This is a genomic window from Shewanella sp. SP1S2-4 (assembly GCF_031932075.1).
Lineage (GTDB): Bacteria > Pseudomonadota > Gammaproteobacteria > Enterobacterales > Shewanellaceae > Shewanella > Shewanella baltica.
In genome coordinates this window covers 167301-189373 of record NZ_JAUOET010000003.1, presented here as the reverse complement: position 1 = coordinate 189373, position 22073 = coordinate 167301, and the positions used below count along the sequence as shown (strand labels likewise).

Sequence of the window (22073 nt, the reverse complement as noted above, 5' to 3'; positions counted from 1 at the left end):
TCATACCTTTCCTTTAAAAATAGATAATTAAGATTTTTTAAACTGAATCAACGCCACGTTTTCCAATCATGATCCAGTTGTTTAATACCATCAGGATAACGTGTAAATAGTTCATCGATTACTTTAGCTTGGCAGCGTTGCTCACTCAATTGCAGCAAAAGCTGCTTTAAGGTCACTCGACCTTGGCGAGTGCTAAAGAGGAAAGCCATAAAACTGTGAGCATGCTGGTATAACGCAGCTTGTTTTTGCCCCTGCCAATCATGGTCTGAAGCCGTTAATAGTTCACTCAATCCCATTGATAAAGAAATAGATTCGTCAACGACACGATATGCGTGACCTCGACTGGAATTGTTTTGAATGATGGCATCATAACGATTATTTGTATCAATCGTTTCTAGAAAAGCGGGCGATTCAAAATATTCCGCCATGCCTTCATTAAACCAGCGCGGAGTATGACCAAATTGACCCGTATTAATGACATGAACGCTTTCGTGAATTGCAGTACGAAACGCTTGAGCATCTTCTCTGTGCCAAACTGCGGCCAAATTATGCTGACTTGAATAGAATCCTTGGCTTGCACCTACCGTGGATGCGTACTGTCTTTTAAGTTTATTATAGGCAGTTAAATTGCCTGCAAGCATCAAGTTAACCTTAATGGGCTGTAGGGTGCGCTTGGGTAGATATTGACGATAAATTTGATCGATTTGATTGATAGTGCTGGTCAATCGGTCCCTAAAAAATGGCGGTGGAGTACTGACTAAGGAATCAATGTTCAATTCGAAATTGTATTTAGGTTCAGTATATTGAGTTAACTTACTCTCAGCTGATGCATGATTTATATCAGAAAAATGAGTTATGCCATTCTCATCAACCCAAGTATAACCCCCCCACTTTTTGTTGTGCAATGCGTTCTTCTTGCACAGTCAACAAATCACAACCTAGGTACTGATCTTCACCGTGATATTCATCTACTTGCTGCTTAATATTAGGCAGATCATTAACACGAGTCATTAATGGCATAGAGCTCGCTGAACACCATTGCCAATTCTGTTTTATACAAACTTGTTGCAACGGCTGAGCTAGCTCTGCAAATACTTGGGAAAACTCAACACGAAACCAACGACCATGATAATGATCAATCAGTAGCGCTAAAATCGCCATGATGAACAACATCAAAAAACTACGCTTAAATCGGCTATCCATCGCCCGTTTTCCTCAATATCTAAATTGCTGTGCTCGATAAGTCATTATCTGTCGCGTTAAAAGGCACAAAGGTCTTTTTATCGAGCCATAGAGGCGAGCGATTTTGTCCTGCAAGCTGATAAGCCCAAGTCGTAATAGCTTCAGAGCGATCACTCTCACAGACGAAATATCGGCTGAGTTCAGAGTGCAACGCTTGGCCATGCTGGATAATATTTTGCTCATACCAGTTATCTTTATGGTGCTGAGCGGCAAGATGATCGCGTTTATTGTTATTGCAACTGCTATGAGCGAGGACAAAATTATGCCCTAAATCATTAGGATATCGTGTCCAAGGAATAAAATGATCCACTTCGCCAGTTTCTTTTAATGACTTATGGCAATAGAAGCATTGGCCTTTTTGGATATCAAGTAGTACAGGTCTGGCGTGAGTGATCGTCTGTCGGTCACTGCCAAATAGAAACTCGCTTAAATTGCCTTTATTGCCAATAACGACCTGATTTGCGGGAAACTCGGCGACTTTCTGCACCCATTGAGTACGAGCCAATGACACCACTAAATCGTGAAATCGCCTGAAGCAAAATGCTATGCCCGGATTTAACTCAATGTAATTTTTCTTTTTATCATGGGGATAAAGAAAACAATCTGCGCTTCGGGACAAAATTTGTAAGCGCCATAACGGACCCTCTTTAAAGGTAGCGCGTGTTTTACGCAATAAAGCTGGATAACTAAGATGCGCTTTTAACTGGGATAAACTGTTAACGCCTTGATTACGTAGCTCAATCAAACTGTTGATTAAGGCTGATTGCTTTCCATTATTTTGAAGTAGAACAAAATGCGCATTAACGGCACCAAAAGGTAAAGAGTGTTGCCAATAGAGTTCAATAAACTTTTCTACCAGCTCATCAATACTGATGGCGGTTCTCTGTTCAGGATCGGCATTAAGTATTAATGGCCGTTCGATGCAGACATCTGCGATCGCATGCAGTAAGGCAAATTTGTATGTTGCAACGAAATCCCCTTCAACCAACAGACGTTGTAAATAGCTAATAAATTCAACTTGTCTTCTCGCATCAATCGGCATGATGACGACCCTGAATAATAACGCTTGCTTCAGGTGCATTTACGCTTGGCATCAGTTTGGATGTAAAAACTAGCGTCTGCCAATGCACTTGTGTGCGACCGAGTTTGTCAGTCTCATCTTGGCTCGAATCTAAAAGTTGTAGCTGACAATCTGCAGCCAATGTGAGCAGTTCATCAGCACTAACGGGGTGCATAACGCGCGCATCGGGGCTTGGACCATGGCGCAAACTGATGACTAAAAGTCCCGTCAAATTGAGTAAACGTGAGAGTGTTGCCAGTGCAAGTGGGCGCTCAGAGGGTGATAAATGCATCCACACAGCGCTGAGTAAAATCAGATCAAACTGTTGCGCTAGGCCAACCACTTTTTGCAACTGAGGTAAACCATCCTCAATCCAGCTCACGGGCAAATCTCGGGTTAATACCTGCCCCATTTTCGCTAAAGTAATAGCAGGTTCGATTGCTATAATTTGCGTCTCTTTGCCCTGTGCCCTTTGGGCTAAGTAATGCACATCCCGCCCAGAACCGGCTCCAACATCCAATATCGACAGTGTATTTTTGGCGAGTAAAGGTAAAAGATGATGTAACCAACTTGAATGCACTTCTTCAAAGGTTTTAGACAAATACTGTGCCGCGAGTATTTCGGCGTGGTCATTATAAAATGCTATGCTCACTGACAAGGATCCTTTTGCAACAAGTGATTGTTTTTAATGAGGCTAACTTATCACAATCGCTTTTGATACAAAATACACGTCATCATTATCCTGCTGTTTTACATAAAATATTTTACGTTTTGCCGTTTTATGTCACAACGCAAATATTGGCGATTTAAAAAGGAAGTCTATTTAGGGAAGCGACATCTCTACATTTCTCCGTCGTTTTTTTTGCAGTGGTTTACACTCTATTAGTCAGAGAGAAAATACGCGCAATTGATTGAATCTGTTGCATCCTTCTGTGGAGAACAGAGTCAATTTTAGTATCAGTGTAAAAGGGTTTCATCGTCTCGGGCTGTGACGACATCGGGATGAAGGCCTAGGGCTCAATCATTTAGGATATCTATTGCCTATGAGTTTTGAAGATTCGTTAGAGCAACTTAAACGACAGTTTTTACATGCACTGCCGGATAAAAAGAAACAAATCATTACCTTGTGGATTTCGTTGCGTAAGAATTGGAATGCACACATGCTGTCGGCTGTGTATCGCGAGGTGCATAACTTAAAAGGGTCGAGCGAGACCTTTGGATTGTCGGATACCAAACAAATAGTCGATAAACTTGAGCTGCAGCTTAAAGGGTTGCTCAATGCGCCAGCTCCCGAACTTCCTACTATCAAAGGCTTAGATACCCTCTTCCACCAGTTGTTGCAAAACAATATGCGCGGTCAACCGTCGCCGCCTGTGGTGGAGGCGCAAATGCAGCAAAGTCCCTATAAACCGGCTAAGGCGCGGCATGATCATCATATTGCCATCATAGAAGACGATGGTAATGTCGGCGCAATGATCACAAAGCAACTGCGAGAGTTCGGTTTTAGTGTGCAGCATTTTTTGAATTTCACGAGCTTTCTGGTGGTGCAAAATGAAACGCCCTTCGATCTGATTCTATTGGATTTAATTCTGCCCGATTGGACTGAAGAGGCCTTGTTCGAAGCCGCCACAGAATTTGAAAAGAACAATACCCGAGTGTTTGTTTTATCCTCGCGGGGGGATTTTGACATGCGGTTGCTGGCCATTCGTGCCAACGTTAGCGAATATTTTGTCAAACCTGCGGAAACCACTTTATTGGTGCGCAAAATCCATCAATCTCTCAAGATGTCAGAGAAGCAGCCCTTGAAGGTGTTACTGGTGGATGATCAGCAATCTATGGTGGATTATTTTTCAAGCCTGTTACGCAGTCACGGTTTAATGGTGAAAGGGTTATCGAGCGCCGAGCAAGTCTTGCCTGCCCTTGAGCAGTTTGAACCCGATCTGTTTATCTTCGATTTATACATGCCTGAGGTAAACGGGCTTGAACTGGCAAAGATGATACGCCAATTGGATAAATACACCTCTAGCCCAATTCTAGTGTTGAGCTCTGACGATACTATGCAGAATAAAGTCAGCATCATACAAGCGGGATCGGATGACCTAATTTCGAAGCAAACCGCGCCGAGCTTATTTGTCGCGCAAGTGATATCCCGCGCCCAACGTGGCCATGATATTCGCAGTTCGGCAAGCCGCGACAGCTTAACTGGGCTGTTGAACCATACCCAAATTCTGGTTGCCGCGAGGCGCTGCTATAACGTGGCAAGGCGAATTAACTCTCAGGTTTGTATCGGCATGTTCGATTTAGATCACTTCAAAAAAGTGAACGATACCTATGGCCATGCCGGTGGTGATAAGGTGTTGCTAGCCTTTGCCCATCTTTTACAACAATCCTTACGGCAAACTGACTTTACCGGTCGCTACGGCGGCGAGGAATTTATGTTAGTGCTGCCAGATATGCAAAAACCATTGGCGATAGCTAAGTTAAATGCGATCCGCGAGAGCTTTAGCCATATCGTCTTTGTCGAAGATGGCGTCGAGTTTAAGGTGACGCTCAGCGGCGGTTTAGTGTTCTCGGACGAATGTGAGGAGTTTCAAGATTGTCTATTACTGGCAGATAAAAACCTTTACGAAGCGAAACGTTTAGGCCGAAATCAGTTAGTGGTTTCACCAAGTGAGCAGGATTGACTCAATTAACCCAGCCACAGTATCAGTCAAGTAGTCATGTCTTATTATCTGGCTCACCGCCAGATTGATGGTTAATGTTGAAGACCATTCAATGTCGCCATCACAGTGAGCTTAAGTGGTTGATAAGTTTGTTCGGCATTAGTGATAACTCCACCACATAATCCACCGCGCGGCACTTTATCGCTTCCCTTGGCATACCAAATACCACACAACTTTGTTCATCTTGGGCAAAGGTGGTGACGCCTTTTTGATGCAGCACCACCATACCTTCGGCGCCATCTTTGCCCATGCCGGTTAATATCATTGCGCTGATATTAGGCGCGGCGCATTGGGCCAAGGCATTAAACATCACATCGACCGACGGCCTGTGGCCGCTGACCTTTTCATCTTGGGTTAATTTGACTTTATAACTACCACCCACTTTGATGATCTCAAGGTGATGATCGCCAGGGGCAACATAGGCATAACTGGGTAAGAGTCGTTCCCCATGCTCGGCTTCTTTGACAGTGATCCGTGACTGTCGGTTTAAACGTTCGGCAAAAGTGCGGGTAAACCCCGCGGGCATATGTTGGGTGATCACTATCGGCGGCATAGCCGCAGGTAAGTGCTGTAACACATACAAAATGGCTTCGGTGCCGCCTGTGGAGGCACCTATTGCAACTAAATGCTGTGTCAGGGTTGTATTGGCTAATACCGGCCGCTTACTCGACACTGGCCGAACTGGCTCAACAAATTTCTGCGGCTTGATGATGTTGGCTTTCGCGGCGGATTTGATCTTATCTAAAATCAAATCCTGATAATCATGGATACCTTGGGGAGAATCTAATTTTGGTTTAGGGATAAAATCCACCGCGCCTAAGGCCAAGGCATTAAAGGTCGCATCCGCGCCCTGCTCGGTTAACGAAGAAATCATCACTACCGCTGTGGGTCTGGCTTTCATCAAGCGGTCCAGAAAGGTTAAGCCATCCACTTTGGGCATTTCGATATCTAAAGTAATCACATCGGGGCGAAATTGATTCACCATATCCTTGGCCTCATAGGCATCGGCAGCTTGCCCAACCAGAGACAACTCAGGATCAGCCTCAATCATTTTACCGAGCAAGCTGCGCATCAGCGCGGAATCGTCAACAACGAGCACTTTGATCGTCATAACTTAATCACCAAATAGTTCAACGTCGCCGCCCGTGGGGAGATTACGAACCCGTAAGCGGTACTCGCTTTCTCGGTCAAGGATCGTGCTGTTGTGCAAACTTTTAATTTTGCGAACTTTCACTTTGCCCGTATGGGGGAAAAAATACACTTTGCGCGGATACACATCGAGTAAATCGGCGGCAATAATCGGGATATTTTCCGTATTAAGATATTCAATTACAAACTCAGCATTGCGCTCACCAATGTTATGCAGTGTAAAACCTTGCAACATGTTGCCGCCACCAAATACCTTTGCCTCAATTGCGCTTCGACGTGCACCGAGTTTTAGTAAGTCATTTAATAACAGTTCCATTGCATACACACCGTAGCGGGCAGAGTCGGCGAGCACCCCAGTGCTATTACTGTTATCGCTTGGTAATAAAAAGTGATTCATCCCGCCGATTTTGAGCTTAGGATCATACAAGCACACTGACACGCAGGAGCCAAGCACAGTCACTATCATGGTATTTTCACGGGTGGCAAAATATTCGCCAGGTAAGATCTTCACCGCATCGCAACCAAAATGACTATCATGGTAGCGATTCGGTTCTGTAACGGCATATTCGATATTAGGTTTTAGCACTCGAACTCCCTTTCGCTGCTCGATAAGTGGTCTGTCCAACCGCCGTTATAATCTGCGGAAACATATTAAAATTTTCCGAATGTCCCGCAATATAAAGTCCATCCTCACTCAGGGAGTTCATCATGTGCTTTAAAATGACTTCCTGGGTTTCTTTATCAAAATAAATCATCACATTTCGGCAAAAAATCACATCGATTGGCGTTTTTAACGGCCAAAATGAGTCGAGTAAATTGATGCGGGTAAACTGGATCATCTGCCTTAGCTCTGGCACAACTCTGGCATTACCAAACTGAGCTCCTTTTCCTCGATGGAAGAATCGTTTTTTACGTATCTCACTGATCGCTTCAATTCTTTCCAGGGGATAAATACCTTGTTCGGCTTTATGCAGTACGCCACTATCGATATCGGAGGCAATGATCTCAATGGGGGTATTAAAGTTGCCAAAGTGTTCTGCCACTACCATAGCTATCGAATAAGGCTCTTCACCTGTACTACTGGCTGCGCACCAAATTCTTTTTGTATCAGGATGTTCCAATAAGTACTTCCTGAGAATCTCGAAATGATGTGGCTCCCTAAAAAATGCCGTCTGATTGGTGGTTAATGCGTTAATAAATTCTTGGTGTTCACTTTCCTGTGCGAGCAGATAGTCAAAGTACGCTGAAAAACCGGACAATTTCAGTGTCCGGATCCGCCGCACTAAACGGCTGTACACCATAGCATCCTTGCTATCGGCAAGTTTAATACCTGAAAACCGATACAGCGTCGTCCGCGCGGTATTAAAGTGCGCTGTGGTATAGGCAAACTCCCGCTCCAACGATTTAAGCTCGCTCAATTAAAATTCTTCCCATTCATCTTGATCCACTTTTTTCAATTTTGGCATGGGCATTTTTGCTTTAACGGGCATACGAGCAACCGTCAGCGAGGTGGTGTTTGCCGTAAGCTTTTTCTTCTTTGTGGGTTGAACAACATGCGGCTGTTCATCGTCATCTACGCGGAAGCTGGCAACACTGTCTGATAATTGTTGCGCTTGAGATTGCATACTTTCAGCAGCGGCGGCCGCTTCTTCTACCAATGCCGCATTTTGCTGGGTCATTTCATCCATTTGCACCACAGCTTTGCTGATCTCATCAATACCAAGTGCTTGTTCATTGGACGCTGAGGCAATCTCCGCCATGATGTCGTTCACCCGTTTAATGGCGATGACGATTTCTTTCATGGTATCGCCGGACTTACCGACGAGACTGTTGCCGCTTTCGATCTTAGTGACAGAATCCGAGATCAATGCCTTGATATCTTTAGCGGCATTGGCCGAGCGTTGGGCTAAGCTGCGTACTTCTGATGCGACTACTGCAAAGCCGCGTCCTTGCTCACCCGCCCGCGCGGCTTCAACGGCGGCATTAAGCGCTAAGATATTGGTTTGGAATGCAATACCATCAATAACACCAATGATGTCGGCAATCTTACGCGCCGATTCATTAATCGATGCCATGGTCTGGACAACTTGCTGGATAAGCTCACCACCGTCCACCGCCACTTCAGCGGCTTTAGATGCTAAGGCATTGGCTTGGCTGGCGTTATCCGCATTGAGTTTCACTGTACCTGTGAGTTCCTCCATGCTGGCCGAGGTTTGCTCTAGGCTGGAGGCTTGTTCTTCGGTGCGGCTGGATAAATCGGCGTTGCCTTGGGCTATTTCTGCCGAGGCGGTATTGATGGTATCCGCCGCACGTTGGATATCTTGGATCATGAATGATAGCTTTTCAGCGGTTTGATTTGAGTAGTTTTTCAAATCATTGAAGGTGCCTTCATAGTCGTTATAAATGCGGGTAGTCAGATCGCCATCCGCCAGCGCCATCAGCACGCGGGCCACATCTTGCAGTCCACGGTCTGAGGTTTCAATTAACGAATTCAAGTTGTTCGCCAGCATCAGGAAGAAACCTTGCTTGCCTTCGGTGTCCGCCCTTTGGGAGAAATCACCCGCTGCTGCTGCGGTCACTATGCGGGAAATCTCTTGCTCGGTTTGCACTTCAATGGTGCGGTCGAGCCATTCAACCACTGTCCCTAAACGCTCGCCTTCTTTAGACACTATTGGGCTGGCCGTTAAACGGAAATGGCAGCTGGCCACCTTAATCAGCGATTCATATTTGCGGTCTAATTTATCGAGTAGACTCGCTTGGTGGGCAGGATTGCGGTGGAAAATGTCCATCGAGCTGCCGAGGATTTTATCCACAGAAAAATGCGGTAAAGCCTGCCTAATTTCATGCTCAGACTGACGTAACATGGCTTCGACCGAGCGATTCATATAAATAATGGTACGGTTAGCATCGGCGATCATGACGTTGGTACTGGTATTATTGAGCGCTTCCATAATGCGCTGGGTTGCTCGCTCGGCTTCAATACTTTCGGTGCGATCTATCCACTCGACACCTGTACCTAAATGTTTATTTTCAGCCGTGATAATTGGCGTCAAAATCAACCTAAAGGTACGTTTGCCAATGGTGATTTGTGCAGTATGGGACTGAGTCAAGCGCTCTAACAGATTGCGTTGATGCGCTGGATTTTTATGGAAAATATCGATATTACTGCCGATCAGTTTGGCAACCGAGAATTGAGGTAATTCTTTACGAATATCGTCCTCGGCCTCTTGCAGCAAACGGACGACGGCTTTATTCGCATAGATGATATTGCGCTGACTGTCAGCAATCATGAAACTGTTGCCACTATTATCGAGTAGCTGAAAATAGCGCTGACGTTCTTCATCCTTTTCTAGGCTTGCTTCAGCATTTCCAAATATATTAAAGATACCCATTATCATTGCTCCTGATCAGTCAGACTATTTGCATCAATTAGACCCAGCTCATCACTGCTGATCAGAGCCTGAATATTTACCAGAATTACCATCTTATCTTCAACCGTGGCTAAACCTTTGAGGTAGCGACTATCGAATGCCACACCAAATTCTGGTGCGGGTAAGATTTCCTCCGTCGACAGCTTAATTACATCGGATACGGCATCGACCACTATGCCAACAATACGCTCGAACACGTTGAGCATAATAACGATAGTGAACTCGTTATAAGTGGCTGCTCCAACAGCAAACTTCATCCGTAAATCGACTATGGGCACTATGTCACCGCGCAGATTTAACACACCTTTAATAAAGCTGGGGGCGTTGGCGATTTTAGTGACTGGCTCATAACCGCGAATTTCTTTCACGGACATAATATCGAGGGCATAGTGCTCATCACCCAATACAAAGCTCAAAAACTCGACTTCATCTTGGGAACTGTATTCCACTTTGGCGGCCATGGTTGATCGACTCTCCATTTGCTGTTCCTTAATTTTTGATGTGCAATGCAAGCGATTCGACATCGAGGATCAAAGCAACGCTACCATCACCCATGATGGTGGCGCCGGAAACTCCGGGGATCCTGCGGTAATGTTTTTCAAGACTCTTGATCACGACTTGCTGCTGGCCAACTAAGGCATCAACGCACAGGCCAAAGCGCTTGTGGTTGCTTTCGAGCAATACCACTATGCCCTCTTCTGGGCTGTGAGCTTTCGGGGTAATTTCCATCAGTTGATATAGATTAAGCAGCGGTAAATATTCTTCACGTACTTTTAATAGCCGTTCTTTGGCCAAGAATTTGAGTTGCTCTGCCTGCGGCTGAATGGATTCAATAATGTGTACTAAGGGCAAAATGTAGATCTGATTGCCAACAGACACACTCATACCATCGACAATCGCAAGGGTGAGCGGCAATTGGATCTCAAAGGTCGCGCCTTTACCCTGCACTGAGTCAATATCGATTCTCCCTCCTAGGGCTTCAATATTTCGGCGCACCACGTCCATACCGACACCTCGACCAGACACGTCTGTCACTTCCTGCGCGGTTGAAAAACCTGCGGCAAAAATCAATTGCCAGACTTGCTTGTCGCTTGCATTCTCCGCGATAGCAATACCATTCTCCTTCGCCTTTTGGAGAATACGCTCACGACATAAACCTGCGCCATCATCGTACACTGCAATGACTATGCTGCCGCCACGTTGACTCGCTCTGAGAGAAAGTTGCCCAATTTCTGCTTTGCCTGCTGCCAAACGAATGTCGGGTTTTTCGATGCCATGATCTAAGCTATTGCGCACTAAGTGGGTCAGCGGATCGACAAGCTTTTCAATCATGCCCTTATCAATTTCTGTGTTGCCGCCTTCAATCACGAGATTGACGTTTTTACCCAGCTGCTCAGAAAGATCCCTCACCAATCGATTGAAACGGTTAAACACAAAAGATACCGGCAGCATACGCACCGACATCACGGCCTCTTGCATCTCACGGGTATTACGTTCCAATTCATTGAGTGCAGTCTTAAGGCGCTCGCCTATCTCGCCAGTCAACTCATTCCCGATTAGAGTCAACATAGACTGAGTTATGACCAATTCGCCCGCCAGATTGACCAGAGTATCGATTTTGGAGGTTTCGACCCTTAAAGTGGCATCCGGAGCTGACGCGGCGGTTTTTTTAGTCGCCGTTTTCACCTCAGCTTGAGTATTTTTTGGCGTAACGGCTGGATTGAGTGCTGCAGTTGAGCTTGGAGTTACCTTTGTACTTGCTGACACGCTGGTAGCTGGCGGTGCTTTGGGCTCTGTTTCCTTCTCTTTAAATATGCTACGTTTTGCTTGAGTATTAGCGGTCAACTTAACTTGATTCGCCCGATTAGTGGCAGGTTTAGCTGCCGCAGGTTCCACAGGTTTTGAGCTCAGTAATTCGATTTCATTGGCAAAGGATTCAGGGGTTAATGCCTCAAAAAAACCAAATCCCAATTCATCATCAGAGGCAGTAACTAACTGCTCTGCGGTACTATTGACACTGACACTAACCTCAGATGTTAAACTCTCAACGCTAATATCTTCAGCTTGATAAGCCTCTTCAAAAAATCCAAAGTCTTCACCTTCGATAACAATATCGCGCTCCATTTCATCTTCGAAAAATCCAAAACCCAGCTCATCCTCGGTTTCCACTAGTGCAGAAGGCTCTGCATTGAGAGTTGGAGTCACAGGAGTGTTAGCGATATCAGTGCCATTTCGTACTGCAACCGATGAGCTAAAGGATTCACCATTTAACGCTGCCACCAATTGGCTTTTACTGTACTCCACCTCCTGCCAATCAATTTGTTCTTCTTCGCGGTACAGGCTCAATATATGGGATAGCGTATCAACGGTACTCAGCAGTAAATCGATAATCGATGAGGTGAGTTGGAAGTTGCCCTTGCGGGTCATGTCCAGCAGGTTTTCCATCACATGGGTGACACTGGTCAGTGCGGTAAAACCAAAAATACCGCTGCCACCTTTAATCGAGTGGGCGGCACGGAAAATCGTGTTCAGTTCTTCAGGATCGGGAGAAGCAAGGTCCAATGCCAATAGCAATTGTTCCATATTTTCAAGATGTTCATGACTTTCTTCAAAAAAGACCTGATGGAACTCGGCCATATTGATGGACATAGCGCACCCCGTTGCAGTTAACCCAGCACTTTAGCCGTAATCGCTAACAGCTTTTGAGGATCAAAGGGTTTTACCATCCATCCCGTCGCACCTGCCGCTTTTCCTTGCGCCTTCATGTCATCGCCCGCTTCGGTCGTAAGCATAATGATCGGAGTGCGCATAAATGCCGACATAGCACGTAAGGATTTAATTAAGGTCAGTCCATCCATTCGCGGCATATTCTGATCCGTCAGGATAAAATCAAATCTTTGCCCATTACAAAGATCGAGGGCTTCACGGCCATCTTTGGCCAGTACCACTTGGTAACTAGCCGATTTAAGGGTCGCTTCGACCATTTGTCGAATCGCAGCGGAATCATCAACCACTAATATTTTTTTACTCATGCGCTATTCCATTATGACTTTCGTTATATTTCCTGGTGATACTAATTCGTAGGTCTTAGATAATGTTTTCACCAGTGAGAGCCCTCGTCCAGAAAGCTGAGGGATATCTACAACAGTATTTTTATATCCCTTAAATCCTTGACCACTATCTGCTACACATATATGCAACTCATTCGTTATGGAACACCAAACCAAGCTCACTTTCACCCAATCATTCATTGTGAGTCGTGCTGAAGAACTGTCCCTAATACTATGGTACAATTCGAAACCATCCGGATCACTTTTTAGCCGAGAATCTAATTTTAGTACACCATGATCGATAGCATTGCTAAATAGTTCGGCAACCACAGTGAAAACCCTTTGGCAAAAACTTGTCGCGAATCCAAACATACCTAAGAATTGATTTAAAGAATTTAAATATTCAGCACTTAACAACATTGGCCCAGCGAGTTTGACCTCCCAATCAAATTCGCCATCCATATTTGACCGAACAAGGCAGATATCATACTGTTGATGCCACTCACTCAATCGTTCAAAGTCTAATGTGCATACTGTAATATCATCCGTTATAGGCTTACCATCGAAAACGTTTTTAAAGTTTTCTGTTAAGTATGGGATAAGCTCACTCGCGTGTTGAATAAATAATGAGTTTAAAGTTTCAATGCCGAATGGTTTGTTTTCATTAGTGTATTGTTCAATTAATCCATCACTAAATAAACAGGCATGACCGACAACGGGTAAATCAACCGTAGCAATATCCGCCACGAAGGTTTGGGGAGGCAAAATGCCAAGTGCCATGTTTGTTGATTTGAATTTTATGACATTTTTTACAGGATAATGGTCTGAGACTGTTTCAGTTTCAAGATGGTTTTTGATATATACGGGTGGCATGCCGCCGTTCCAAATATGTATTTTTTTTCGAAAAAAATCGACTTCTAAAACAATACAAGCAACAAAGCGATCATCAGGGTTTTCTCTATGTACTTTTGAGTTCAGTTCATATATTAGCGTTGCTAATGAAAACCCCTTTGAAACCATGGCTCTAAATGTACTAGCAACACGCATAATTGGCATTGCTGCACTTAATCCGTGACCCGTTGAATCTGCAAGCATAAGGAAAAAATTGCCATTAGGAGCTAACCCTTTAAGGATTATGTCACCACTAAAATTGGCACTTGCCTGGCAGAAAGTACGAACAAACTCGAATTGGGTATTATCAATATTGACTAAGTGCTCGAATAAGTTCCTAGCCATTTTTTCTTCTCTGGCTTTCTCATACAGCATTTTTTCAAGTTCAATTCTTTGTAACTTAACTTCATGCTGTAACTTAACCCGAGTTAATAAGCACTCGACTTTATACCAAAATATCTCAAGGTTAATCGGCTTAACAACAAAATCTAATACGCCCATTCGAAAACATTCTAATACGGATTGATGTTCCTTAGTATTGCTGATCACTATGACTGGAGTTGTTATTTTTTCTTCATTTAAATGTTCAAGTAAAATTAGAGCTGTACCATCTGGCTGCCAAAAGTTAATCAGTACAAGGTCAATCTTATATTGTGACAATTCTGAGAATGCTTCCTCAAGATTATTACAGACAATGACGTGGTAACCTTTCTCATGAATAAAGTCACTAATTGTCTGGCTCATTATGACATCGTCATCGATGACTAATATATAGTTCTTCTTTGCTATTAATGATTTCATGACTAGCAATTCTCTATAATGTAGAGTTTCTGCATGTTAGCAATATTGAGTATTTCCTCGGCTTGACCATGTGCACCTTTAATAGAGGTCGAAATATGTAGCTCCTGTGCCTTACGATGTAGTAATACCATCATACCTAAAGCAGAACTATCCAAATAAAGCACTCGGCTAAAATCGAGAATAATATGATTAATACCTTCCAGTTTTATGATGCTTTGATAACTGTACGTAAATGTTTTGTGATAATAGAAATCAAAGCGTTCTGGCAATGGAATCGTTTGAATATTCGACATTATGATATCCCTATTTAAAAGAGTTCAATTTCACCACAGGTAATTTGATCCCTTGATACGGGATTGTGCGTCTCCTGACGCCGGCGACTCATTTGTGTCGTGATATCATCGCCGTCAATACCAAACTCCTGTTGCGACATGTTGGCGACGCGATTGAGGGACTCTTTTAAATGACTTAAGGATTGGTTGGTGTAAATCAGACTTTGGGAAGTGATATCGCTGAACTGCAAGCCTCGAATCGTATCTGAGATAGCTTGTTCGAGTTCATGTGCCGATGAATCTATGCGTGCTATCACATGAGAATCCTTCTCTGCTTTGACAATAATATGTTTAAGTGCAGTATCAATATCCTTCTTTGCATCTATGATATAAGTCATATCTTGAGCGGCAACTTTACTCACGTGTACGGTTAATTGTTCAATCTGAGTTTGAATCGATCTAAGCTGTTTTTGTATACCTTCACTAAAGCCTGAGCTTCGAGTAGATAAAGCCCGCACTTCATCGGCAACAACCGCAAATCCCCTGCCCGCATCGCCCGCTCTTGCCGCTTCAATTGCCGCATTTAAGGCGAGTAAATTGGTCTGGGAAGAGATTTGGTCTATATCCTGTAAGGCTTTCATTGCTTGGGGCATGGCCTCGTAGATAAGATTCACTTTTTCCAACAACTCCATAGTAGATGCTGACATATCTACTGTGGTTTGAATAAAGCGCTCTAAGGTCAGAGAGGTATTATTGGCGAATTGTTTCATTTGATCTGAATGGAATAGCTCTGCATCATCAGTGCTTTGGACAAGCGCTGAAATGAAGCCTGTTTGCTCCGTCATTAATCGCCCTAAGCCATCGAACGATTCGCTTAGCAAATTGACCGCATCGCCCTGCACTGTCAGCACGCTATCAATGTTAGACTCACAACTGTTAAGTGTGGTGATCGTTTCTTGATACAGATTGACGTGGGCTTGCCAATCGGCGGCCAGTTGGCTGTTTGAGGACTTATCATCGTGCTGTTGAACTGATAGCTTTTGTTTGTGCTGATAAAATTGCCAAAGCAACATAATCAACACGGATATAATCGGCCCGATAGCCAATAAAGTGATTAAACCCAGTAAATATCCAACGCCTGCCGCAAGTAACGCAACGACCCCATCCTTGTATGTCATATGGATTTCACAATAATTGTACAGTGATTAAAAAGTAGTTTGGTACTAAGCAATTTTCAAACATGAAAGTGAAATTTTTCACATTGTTACGTGTCGCAATGCGGAAAATGCAGTTATCACAGGATAAATCCACAGAATTGGGCTCAGATTCTCAGTAAATGGCTGTAAATTCATGATTTGCTAATAAACTTACCTTAATCGAACCCGAAACTTAAACTGGGCAGTACTCATACCCTAGGTTACACTGGAAGCGTCATTGATTGGGATGGAATCGCTTATGAGTCAACGTACATTACACTCCTTATTTAAACCGACTTCCGTAGCCATTATCGGCGCTTCGAATACCGAAAAGCGTGCGGGTAATGTGCTGATGAAAAACCTGCTCTCCAGTGGTTTTTCGGGTCCTATCATGCCCGTCACCCCAAAATATCGGGCAGTAATGGGCGTGCTTGCCTATCCCAATATCGAAGCTCTTCCCATCAAACCCGATTTAGCGGTTATTTGTACCCGCGCTTGCCGTGTACCCGCGATTGTTGAAACTCTGGCGCAATTTGGCTGTAAAGTGACGATTATTATGGCGTCAGGTATGGCGCAGGAAGTTAACGAAGACGGCGTGAGCCTGCTCGACCTGACCATGCAAAATGCCAAACGTTATGGGATGCGCATTCTGGGGCCAAACAGCTTAGGGATGTTGCTGCCGCCATTAGGATTAAACGCCAGTTTAGCCCACGCCAGCGCCCTACCCGGTAAAATTGCCTTTGTGTCTCAATCGGCCGCCATTTGTACAACGGTACTCGATTGGGCCAATAACAAAGGCATTGGTTTTTCATCCTTTATCTCGCTAGGTGATGCCACCGACATTAACTTTGACGAACTGCTCGATTACCTTGGCCGCGACAGTCGCACCAGTGCCATCATGCTTTATATCGATTCTGTGAATGAGAAACGCCATTTTCTCTCAGCCGCTCGAGCCGCTTCACGCAATAAACCGATTTTAGTGATCAAATCTGGCCGCAGCGCCGAAGGGGCCCGCGCCGCAAAATTACATACGGGCGGTGTTGGCGGTAACGATGCCGTATATGAAGCCGCATTTCGCCGTGCGGGTATGCTGCGGGTTAACGACTTAATTGAACTGTTTGCCGCGGTTGAAAGCCTTGCGCATTCCAATCCGCTGCAAGGTGAACGCTTAGGCATTATCAGTAATGGTGGCGGCCCCGCGGTGTTAGCGGTGGATGAACTCATTATGCGCGGCGGTAAACTGGCTGAATTGTCAGATGACACCATAGCCAAATTAGAGGCCGTGTTACCTAATACTTGGTCAAGGCAAAATCCCATCGATATTATTGGTGATGCGAACGCATCACGATATGCTAAAGCCTTGACTATCTTGATGGATTCCAATGAGCTGGATGCCATTTTGGTACTGCACTCGCCTTCAGCGCTCGGTGAAAGCGTTGAAATCGCCGATGCCTTGATTAGCGTGATCCACGCGCATCCGAAAAAGAATCGCCTTAATATTTTGACCAACTGGAGCGGCGAAGACTCTGCCTATCAGGCGCGAAAACGCTTCACTAAGGGCGGCATATCTACCTATCGTACACCCGAAGGCGCCGTGGGTGCTTTTATGCACATGGTTGAATACCGCCGTAACCAAAAACTGCTACAAGAAGTACCGCAATCGATCCCCGACAATATTCCTACCGATAGCCACACGGCGCGCACATTACTGCAAGCGGCTCAAGCGAAAGGTAAATCGGTACTCGAAACCCACGAGGCAAGTCCTATTTTGCGCGCCTATGGACTGAACACTATAGATACTTGGTTTGTGAAAGATGCCGATGAAACGGTCGCCATCGCTAATGAAGCGGGCTATCCCTTAGCCTTAAAAGTGCAGTCTCCGAATATCTTGCATAAGTCCGATGTGCACGGAGTGATGCTCAATCTAACCTCTGCCGAAGATATCCGCCACGCCGCGAGTGCCATTACCCAAAGGGTGCATCAGGCCAATCCTGAAGCCATTATCGAAGGTATGATAGTGCAAAAAATGGCATTGACCGCTGGCGCTCAGGAAATCCGCGTGGCCGTGATAAGCGATCCCGTCTTTGGTCCAGCGATTTGTTTGGGTGAAGGTGGCTCAGAATGGGATCCCACCAATGACGCCGCCGTTGCCCTGCCACCACTGAATATGGCACTGGCGCGGTATATGGTGATCCAAGCGTTAAAGACCCATAAGTTGAAGGACAGGCATTTACCGCTAGGTTTAGACATGAATGCCCTGTGCGTGATGCTAACGCAAATATCCCACATCATTATCGATTGCCCCGAAATCGCCTCTTTGGATTTAAACCCAGTATTAGCCGCGGGTGAAAACATTACGCTGCTCGATGTGAATATCCGTTTGCACGACGCCAATGCCGACAGTTCATCGCGCATGGCCATCATGCCGTATCCGAAGGAATTAGAAGAATTCGCCGAGCTTAAAAATGGCCTTAAGGTAATGCTAAGGCCGATTCTGCCCGAAGATGAACCCAAGCATTTGGCTTTTGATAATTCGCTCTCCGATGAAGACAGATACAAACGCTATTTCGGGGTGCGCTCTAAAATGACCCATGAAGAAATGGCGGTATTAACCCAAATCGATTACGCCCGTGAGATGGCTTTTATCGCCACCGCCAAAGGTCCTGATGGCGATGACATCACCTTAGGTGCCGTGCGTGCGTCCATCGACCCCGACAATACTGAGGCCGAATTTGCCATGGCTGTGCGCGGCGATCATCAAGGTATAGGTTTAGGTAAATTGTTGCTCGAAAAACTGATTAAGTATTATCAAGCCAATGATACGCCTGTGCTCACCGGCTTTACCATGTTCGAGAATCGTAATATGGCTAGCCTTGCCAAGAGTCTTGGTTTTAAGGTGACCTTCGATATGGAGGAGCATTTGATCAAAATGCATATGGATTTAAAGCCGCCCACTAATAAATAGCCTTATCCTGACGAACAAAAACGCCGCAATGATTTGCGGCGTTTTATTATCACAGCTGCAGGAATCCACAGTACAACCACAAAGTTCAATTTTTATGCAACTGACTCTTATCGATTAATCACTTAAAATGTCACATGCTTGAGAAGTGTATTGGTAATGAGCCAAGGCTGTGCACCGCTGGCTGAATAAACGCCGCAAAATAAAGCTGTTTATGGTAACTGAACCAGCAAAACTCAGCCGAAAATCACCTATCTATTTATACCCTATCTATTTTATCCCCTGACGCAGTTACGGCCTTCGGACTTGGCTTGATACAGGGCCTTATCGGCGCGACTAAATAGAGTTTCGGCATCGTCGCCTTGCTGCAATGAAGCCAGACCAATCGAAACAGTAATGGCGCCAAGGGAAAGTTTTTTGTCTTTTCCTATGGTTAAGCGGCGCTCAGAGATACGTTCCCGAAGATTTTCAGCCACTTGTAATGCATCGTGAAAATGAGTGTTAGGCAACACCACCACAAATTCTTCGCCGCCATAACGCGCCACAAAGTCATCCCCTCGCACACATTGTTTTAAGGCTAATGCGACATAGGCCAACACTTTATCGCCGGTTAAATGGCCATAGGTGTCGTTAAAGGCTTTAAAATTATCGATATCGATCAGCAAAAGACTGCAACGGGTTTGATGATCTTGGGAGAGGTAGATTTGATCTTGAATACTCAGTTCATAGGCACGGCGATTGTGCAGCGAGGTTAATTGGTCAGTCATCGCCGCTAGGCTCAGGTTTTCCATTTCCGATTTAAGATTTTGCACTTCTTGGCCCATGGTGCACAGGCTTTGCTCCATCTCACGGTTGTTGATGAGCAGCATCTGCATTTCATCGACTACACCATCAACCAGCTCATTTAAAGTATTAATGTCGGGATTTGTCTGTAGGCGCAAACCAAACTCAGCTAATGAACCTGAAAACGCTGCGGTACCTTGACTCAGTTGGCTAATTTTACTTAACAAACTATTGATCAGAATTTGTGTCTCTATCTGCACATTTTCAATCACTTCAGGTGACTGTTCTTGAATAAAGTTCTTATACAGACTGGTATTGACCTCCTTGGTAAAAGAAACTGAATTTGCCAGAAAGCCATCAATCGCACGGTTTAAATCGAGATTTGTCCCTGCAAAATATTCATACCAAACAGTGTAGTTTTCAGGTGTGACTGGGATATCGAGGGCAGACATTTGCGGTACGGCCAAACGCAAAATTTGCGCGGCAGAATCAAGCTCTTTATTTTCTGCAGTAGAAGGCATAAATCGCGAACCATAGACTTGTTATGTTTTTGTATGCATTAAGTTAACTCAAGTGCTTCGATTTGGATATGGGGGAAATCAATTATTATGATAGGCGACAAAAGAAAAGAGGATGTTGCCATCCCCTTTTAAGTTAGAACTTGAATTGACGACACCAAACTAACGAGGTATCACTCAATAACTTGGGGTCAGTCGATCAGACTTAGTCGCAAGATAGCATTGAGTCACAAGATAGCATTGAGTCACAAGATAGCATTGAGTCACAAGATAACATTGAGTCGCACGATAATGCTCGCGACTCAATATTGATGAGTTAATGGGTTGATTAACCTCGGCAACTGGCAAAGATATCTAACTTAGGCTGATATACCTCGGTCTTGACATTCATTAGGCCTAAAAGACTGTCGAATAAATTGTCGTGGGAGAAACCGCCCTTCGCCGCGTGCTCAGCTAAACAAGCCATATCTAAGTGGTTATCTTTACTAAAATCTTCAGATACCCAAGCAAGCATAGGAATACTCGTCTGTTCGATTGGGGCAATGCTATAAGGAGCGCCATGTAAATACATGCCCTTCTCACCTAACGACTCGCCGTGATCGCTGAGATACAACATGGCTGGATCAAATTTATCTTGCTGATTTTGTAACTTTTTCACCACTTCGCTGATGATGTAGTCAGTATATAAAATGGTGTTGTCGTAGGTGTTAATCAGTTCATCTTGGCTACAGTTTTGAATATCGCTACGCTGACAATCCGGTGTGAACTTACGGTGCTCCGGTGGATAACGTAAGAAATACGTTGGTCCATGGCTACCAATCACATGCAACACAATCACGGTATCTTTACGTTCTGCAGTGGCCAAGGTTTCATCTAATTTGTTGAGTAACACTTGGTCGAAACAATATTGGCCAGTACACAACTCAGGATCGCTGTTCAAATCAATCGTAATGTTTTCAACTTGATCGCACACGCCTTTACAGCCAGAGTCGTTATCAAACCATTGCACTTTAATCCCGCCATGATTCAACACATCTACCGCAGTATCTTGAGCATAGGCGCGGCGAGAATCGTAATCTTCCCGTCCCATGCGCGAGAACATACAAGGAAGAGAAACAGCCGTTGCCGTGCCACATGAACTGGTATCTTTAAAGACAATCAAGCCTTGATCTTGGGTATGGGCGTTGGTTGGCTTGTCATAACCATAATACTGATAATTCATAGACCGCGCGGTTTCACCGACCACAAGCACTAATAAGTTAGGTTTACCATTAGGGTTAGCACTGACATTTTTAGCATCGAGACCCAGTTGCTGATATTCAATCGGCGTTTGCAAATAATGCACATTAATGTACTTAGACGCAGCGCCAATAAAGTACGTCGGCACGATATAACGTTTTAGCTCGTCGTTGTTGCGGCCAAAGGCGGCATAATCTTGGAAATAAAAGAAAGCAATAATAGCCAGTCCCGCCAACATCGTCAGCATAAACAGTACTTTATGCAGTAACTCTTTGAAGAATGGCTGGTATTGAATATCGGCCTTATAGATAAGATACGCGGGTAAAATCCCTGTGAGTAACATATTGATTATTGATGCGAAATTCACATACATCAGCGCTTCAGCATGATTGGTCTGAAAGGTGTTTTCTATCATGCCGTAATCGAAGACGACATTGTATTGATAGGCGGCGAAAAACACACTCGATGACAATAAGGTCAATATGATAAAAAATGGCTTAACGAGGTACTTCACCGTAAATAAGGAAAACACAAAACTGAGGGCAAAGGCTAAAAACAACGGCATAGTGGCGATGAAAATAGGATCGACATCCGGTTGTTTTTCGATGCCTTTTTTAATGATGCCGAATAGTGGGATATTGAAGATACAAACGTAAAATAACGCTGTGATAAAAGTGAATCGATTCACCGATAGAGTCTTAAATCTTGCTAGCACTGATAGCTCTCACTCAAATTAGTTGTTTGTCGAGACTAACT

18 protein-coding genes are annotated in these 22073 nt (G+C 44.6%); 2 read left to right on the top strand and 16 right to left on the bottom strand.

What is annotated here, in order from left to right:
• Nucleotides 1-47 precede the first annotated feature (47 nt).
• From Q4Q52_RS04915 to Q4Q52_RS04900, 4 genes are all read right to left on the bottom strand, one after another.
• Nucleotides 48-641 carry a DUF1570 domain-containing protein gene (locus tag Q4Q52_RS04915; RefSeq protein ID WP_311989981.1) on the bottom strand — a complete coding sequence of 198 codons (594 nt, stop codon included), beginning with the start codon at nt 639-641 and terminating at the stop codon, nt 48-50.
• Nucleotides 642-867: 226 nt separating this feature from the next.
• Nucleotides 868-1203 (bottom strand): hypothetical protein, encoded by a 336-nt coding sequence (locus tag Q4Q52_RS04910; protein WP_311989980.1) that lies wholly within the window; start codon nt 1201-1203, stop codon nt 868-870.
• Nucleotides 1204-1222: 19 nt separating this feature from the next.
• Nucleotides 1223-2284 (bottom strand): HNH endonuclease, encoded by a 1062-nt coding sequence (locus Q4Q52_RS04905; protein WP_311989979.1) that lies wholly within the window; start codon nt 2282-2284, stop codon nt 1223-1225.
• Nucleotides 2274-2954 carry a class I SAM-dependent methyltransferase gene (locus Q4Q52_RS04900; RefSeq protein WP_311899357.1) on the bottom strand — a complete coding sequence of 227 codons (681 nt, stop codon included), beginning with the start codon at nt 2952-2954 and terminating at the stop codon, nt 2274-2276. Before Q4Q52_RS04900 ends, Q4Q52_RS04905 begins: the two co-directional genes overlap by 11 nt.
• A gap of 391 nt (nt 2955-3345) precedes the next feature.
• Here Q4Q52_RS04900 and Q4Q52_RS04895 point away from each other — a divergent pair, with 391 nt between their 5' ends.
• On the top strand, nt 3346-4986 hold the full coding sequence (locus Q4Q52_RS04895; RefSeq protein WP_311989978.1) for a diguanylate cyclase: 1641 nt from the start codon (nt 3346-3348) through the stop codon (nt 4984-4986).
• 100 nt (nt 4987-5086) lie between these two features.
• On the opposite strand, the gene Q4Q52_RS04890 is transcribed toward Q4Q52_RS04895, so the two are convergent.
• The 10 genes from Q4Q52_RS04890 to Q4Q52_RS04845 are packed head-to-tail and all read right to left on the bottom strand — an operon-like array spanning nt 5087 to nt 15797.
• Nucleotides 5087-6136, bottom strand: coding sequence for a chemotaxis response regulator protein-glutamate methylesterase (locus Q4Q52_RS04890; protein WP_311989977.1), 1050 nt, complete (start codon nt 6134-6136; stop codon nt 5087-5089).
• Nucleotides 6137-6139: 3 nt separating this feature from the next.
• Nucleotides 6140-6760, bottom strand: coding sequence for a chemoreceptor glutamine deamidase CheD (cheD, locus tag Q4Q52_RS04885; RefSeq protein WP_011846809.1), 621 nt, complete (start codon nt 6758-6760; stop codon nt 6140-6142).
• Complete coding sequence (locus Q4Q52_RS04880; RefSeq protein WP_011846808.1) at nt 6747-7592, bottom strand: CheR family methyltransferase; 846 nt, start codon at nt 7590-7592, stop codon at nt 6747-6749. Before Q4Q52_RS04880 ends, cheD begins: the two co-directional genes overlap by 14 nt.
• Nucleotides 7593-9566, bottom strand: coding sequence for a methyl-accepting chemotaxis protein (locus Q4Q52_RS04875; RefSeq protein ID WP_311989976.1), 1974 nt, complete (start codon nt 9564-9566; stop codon nt 7593-7595).
• A 2-nt stretch (nt 9567-9568) separates the two neighbouring features.
• On the bottom strand, nt 9569-10084 hold the full coding sequence (locus tag Q4Q52_RS04870; protein ID WP_259509783.1) for a chemotaxis protein CheW: 516 nt from the start codon (nt 10082-10084) through the stop codon (nt 9569-9571).
• A gap of 10 nt (nt 10085-10094) precedes the next feature.
• Nucleotides 10095-12254, bottom strand: a complete 2160-nt coding sequence (locus Q4Q52_RS04865) for a chemotaxis protein CheA (RefSeq protein WP_311989975.1) — start codon at nt 12252-12254, stop codon at nt 10095-10097.
• A gap of 17 nt (nt 12255-12271) precedes the next feature.
• On the bottom strand, nt 12272-12637 hold the full coding sequence (locus tag Q4Q52_RS04860; RefSeq protein WP_063882919.1) for a response regulator: 366 nt from the start codon (nt 12635-12637) through the stop codon (nt 12272-12274).
• A 3-nt stretch (nt 12638-12640) separates the two neighbouring features.
• Entirely contained in the window at nt 12641-14347 is a 1707-nt protein-coding gene (locus Q4Q52_RS04855) for a fused response regulator/phosphatase (protein WP_311899348.1), read from the bottom strand.
• 2 nt (nt 14348-14349) lie between these two features.
• Nucleotides 14350-14640 (bottom strand): STAS domain-containing protein, encoded by a 291-nt coding sequence (locus tag Q4Q52_RS04850; protein WP_011846801.1) that lies wholly within the window; start codon nt 14638-14640, stop codon nt 14350-14352.
• A 14-nt stretch (nt 14641-14654) separates the two neighbouring features.
• Nucleotides 14655-15797: a methyl-accepting chemotaxis protein gene (locus tag Q4Q52_RS04845; RefSeq protein ID WP_311899346.1), complete on the bottom strand. Its 1143-nt coding sequence runs from the start codon at nt 15795-15797 to the stop codon at nt 14655-14657.
• A gap of 277 nt (nt 15798-16074) precedes the next feature.
• Here Q4Q52_RS04845 and Q4Q52_RS04840 point away from each other — a divergent pair, with 277 nt between their 5' ends.
• Nucleotides 16075-18780 (top strand): acetate--CoA ligase family protein, encoded by a 2706-nt coding sequence (locus tag Q4Q52_RS04840; protein WP_311989974.1) that lies wholly within the window; start codon nt 16075-16077, stop codon nt 18778-18780.
• A gap of 272 nt (nt 18781-19052) precedes the next feature.
• Here Q4Q52_RS04840 and Q4Q52_RS04835 read toward each other — a convergent pair whose 3' ends face one another.
• Together Q4Q52_RS04835 and Q4Q52_RS04830 are read right to left on the bottom strand one after the other, a co-directional pair.
• Nucleotides 19053-20081 carry a GGDEF domain-containing protein gene (locus Q4Q52_RS04835; RefSeq protein ID WP_063882908.1) on the bottom strand — a complete coding sequence of 343 codons (1029 nt, stop codon included), beginning with the start codon at nt 20079-20081 and terminating at the stop codon, nt 19053-19055.
• Nucleotides 20082-20406: 325 nt separating this feature from the next.
• On the bottom strand, nt 20407-22032 hold the full coding sequence (locus Q4Q52_RS04830) for a phosphoethanolamine--lipid A transferase (protein ID WP_311989973.1): 1626 nt from the start codon (nt 22030-22032) through the stop codon (nt 20407-20409).
• Between the last annotated feature and the right edge of the window lie 41 nt (nt 22033-22073).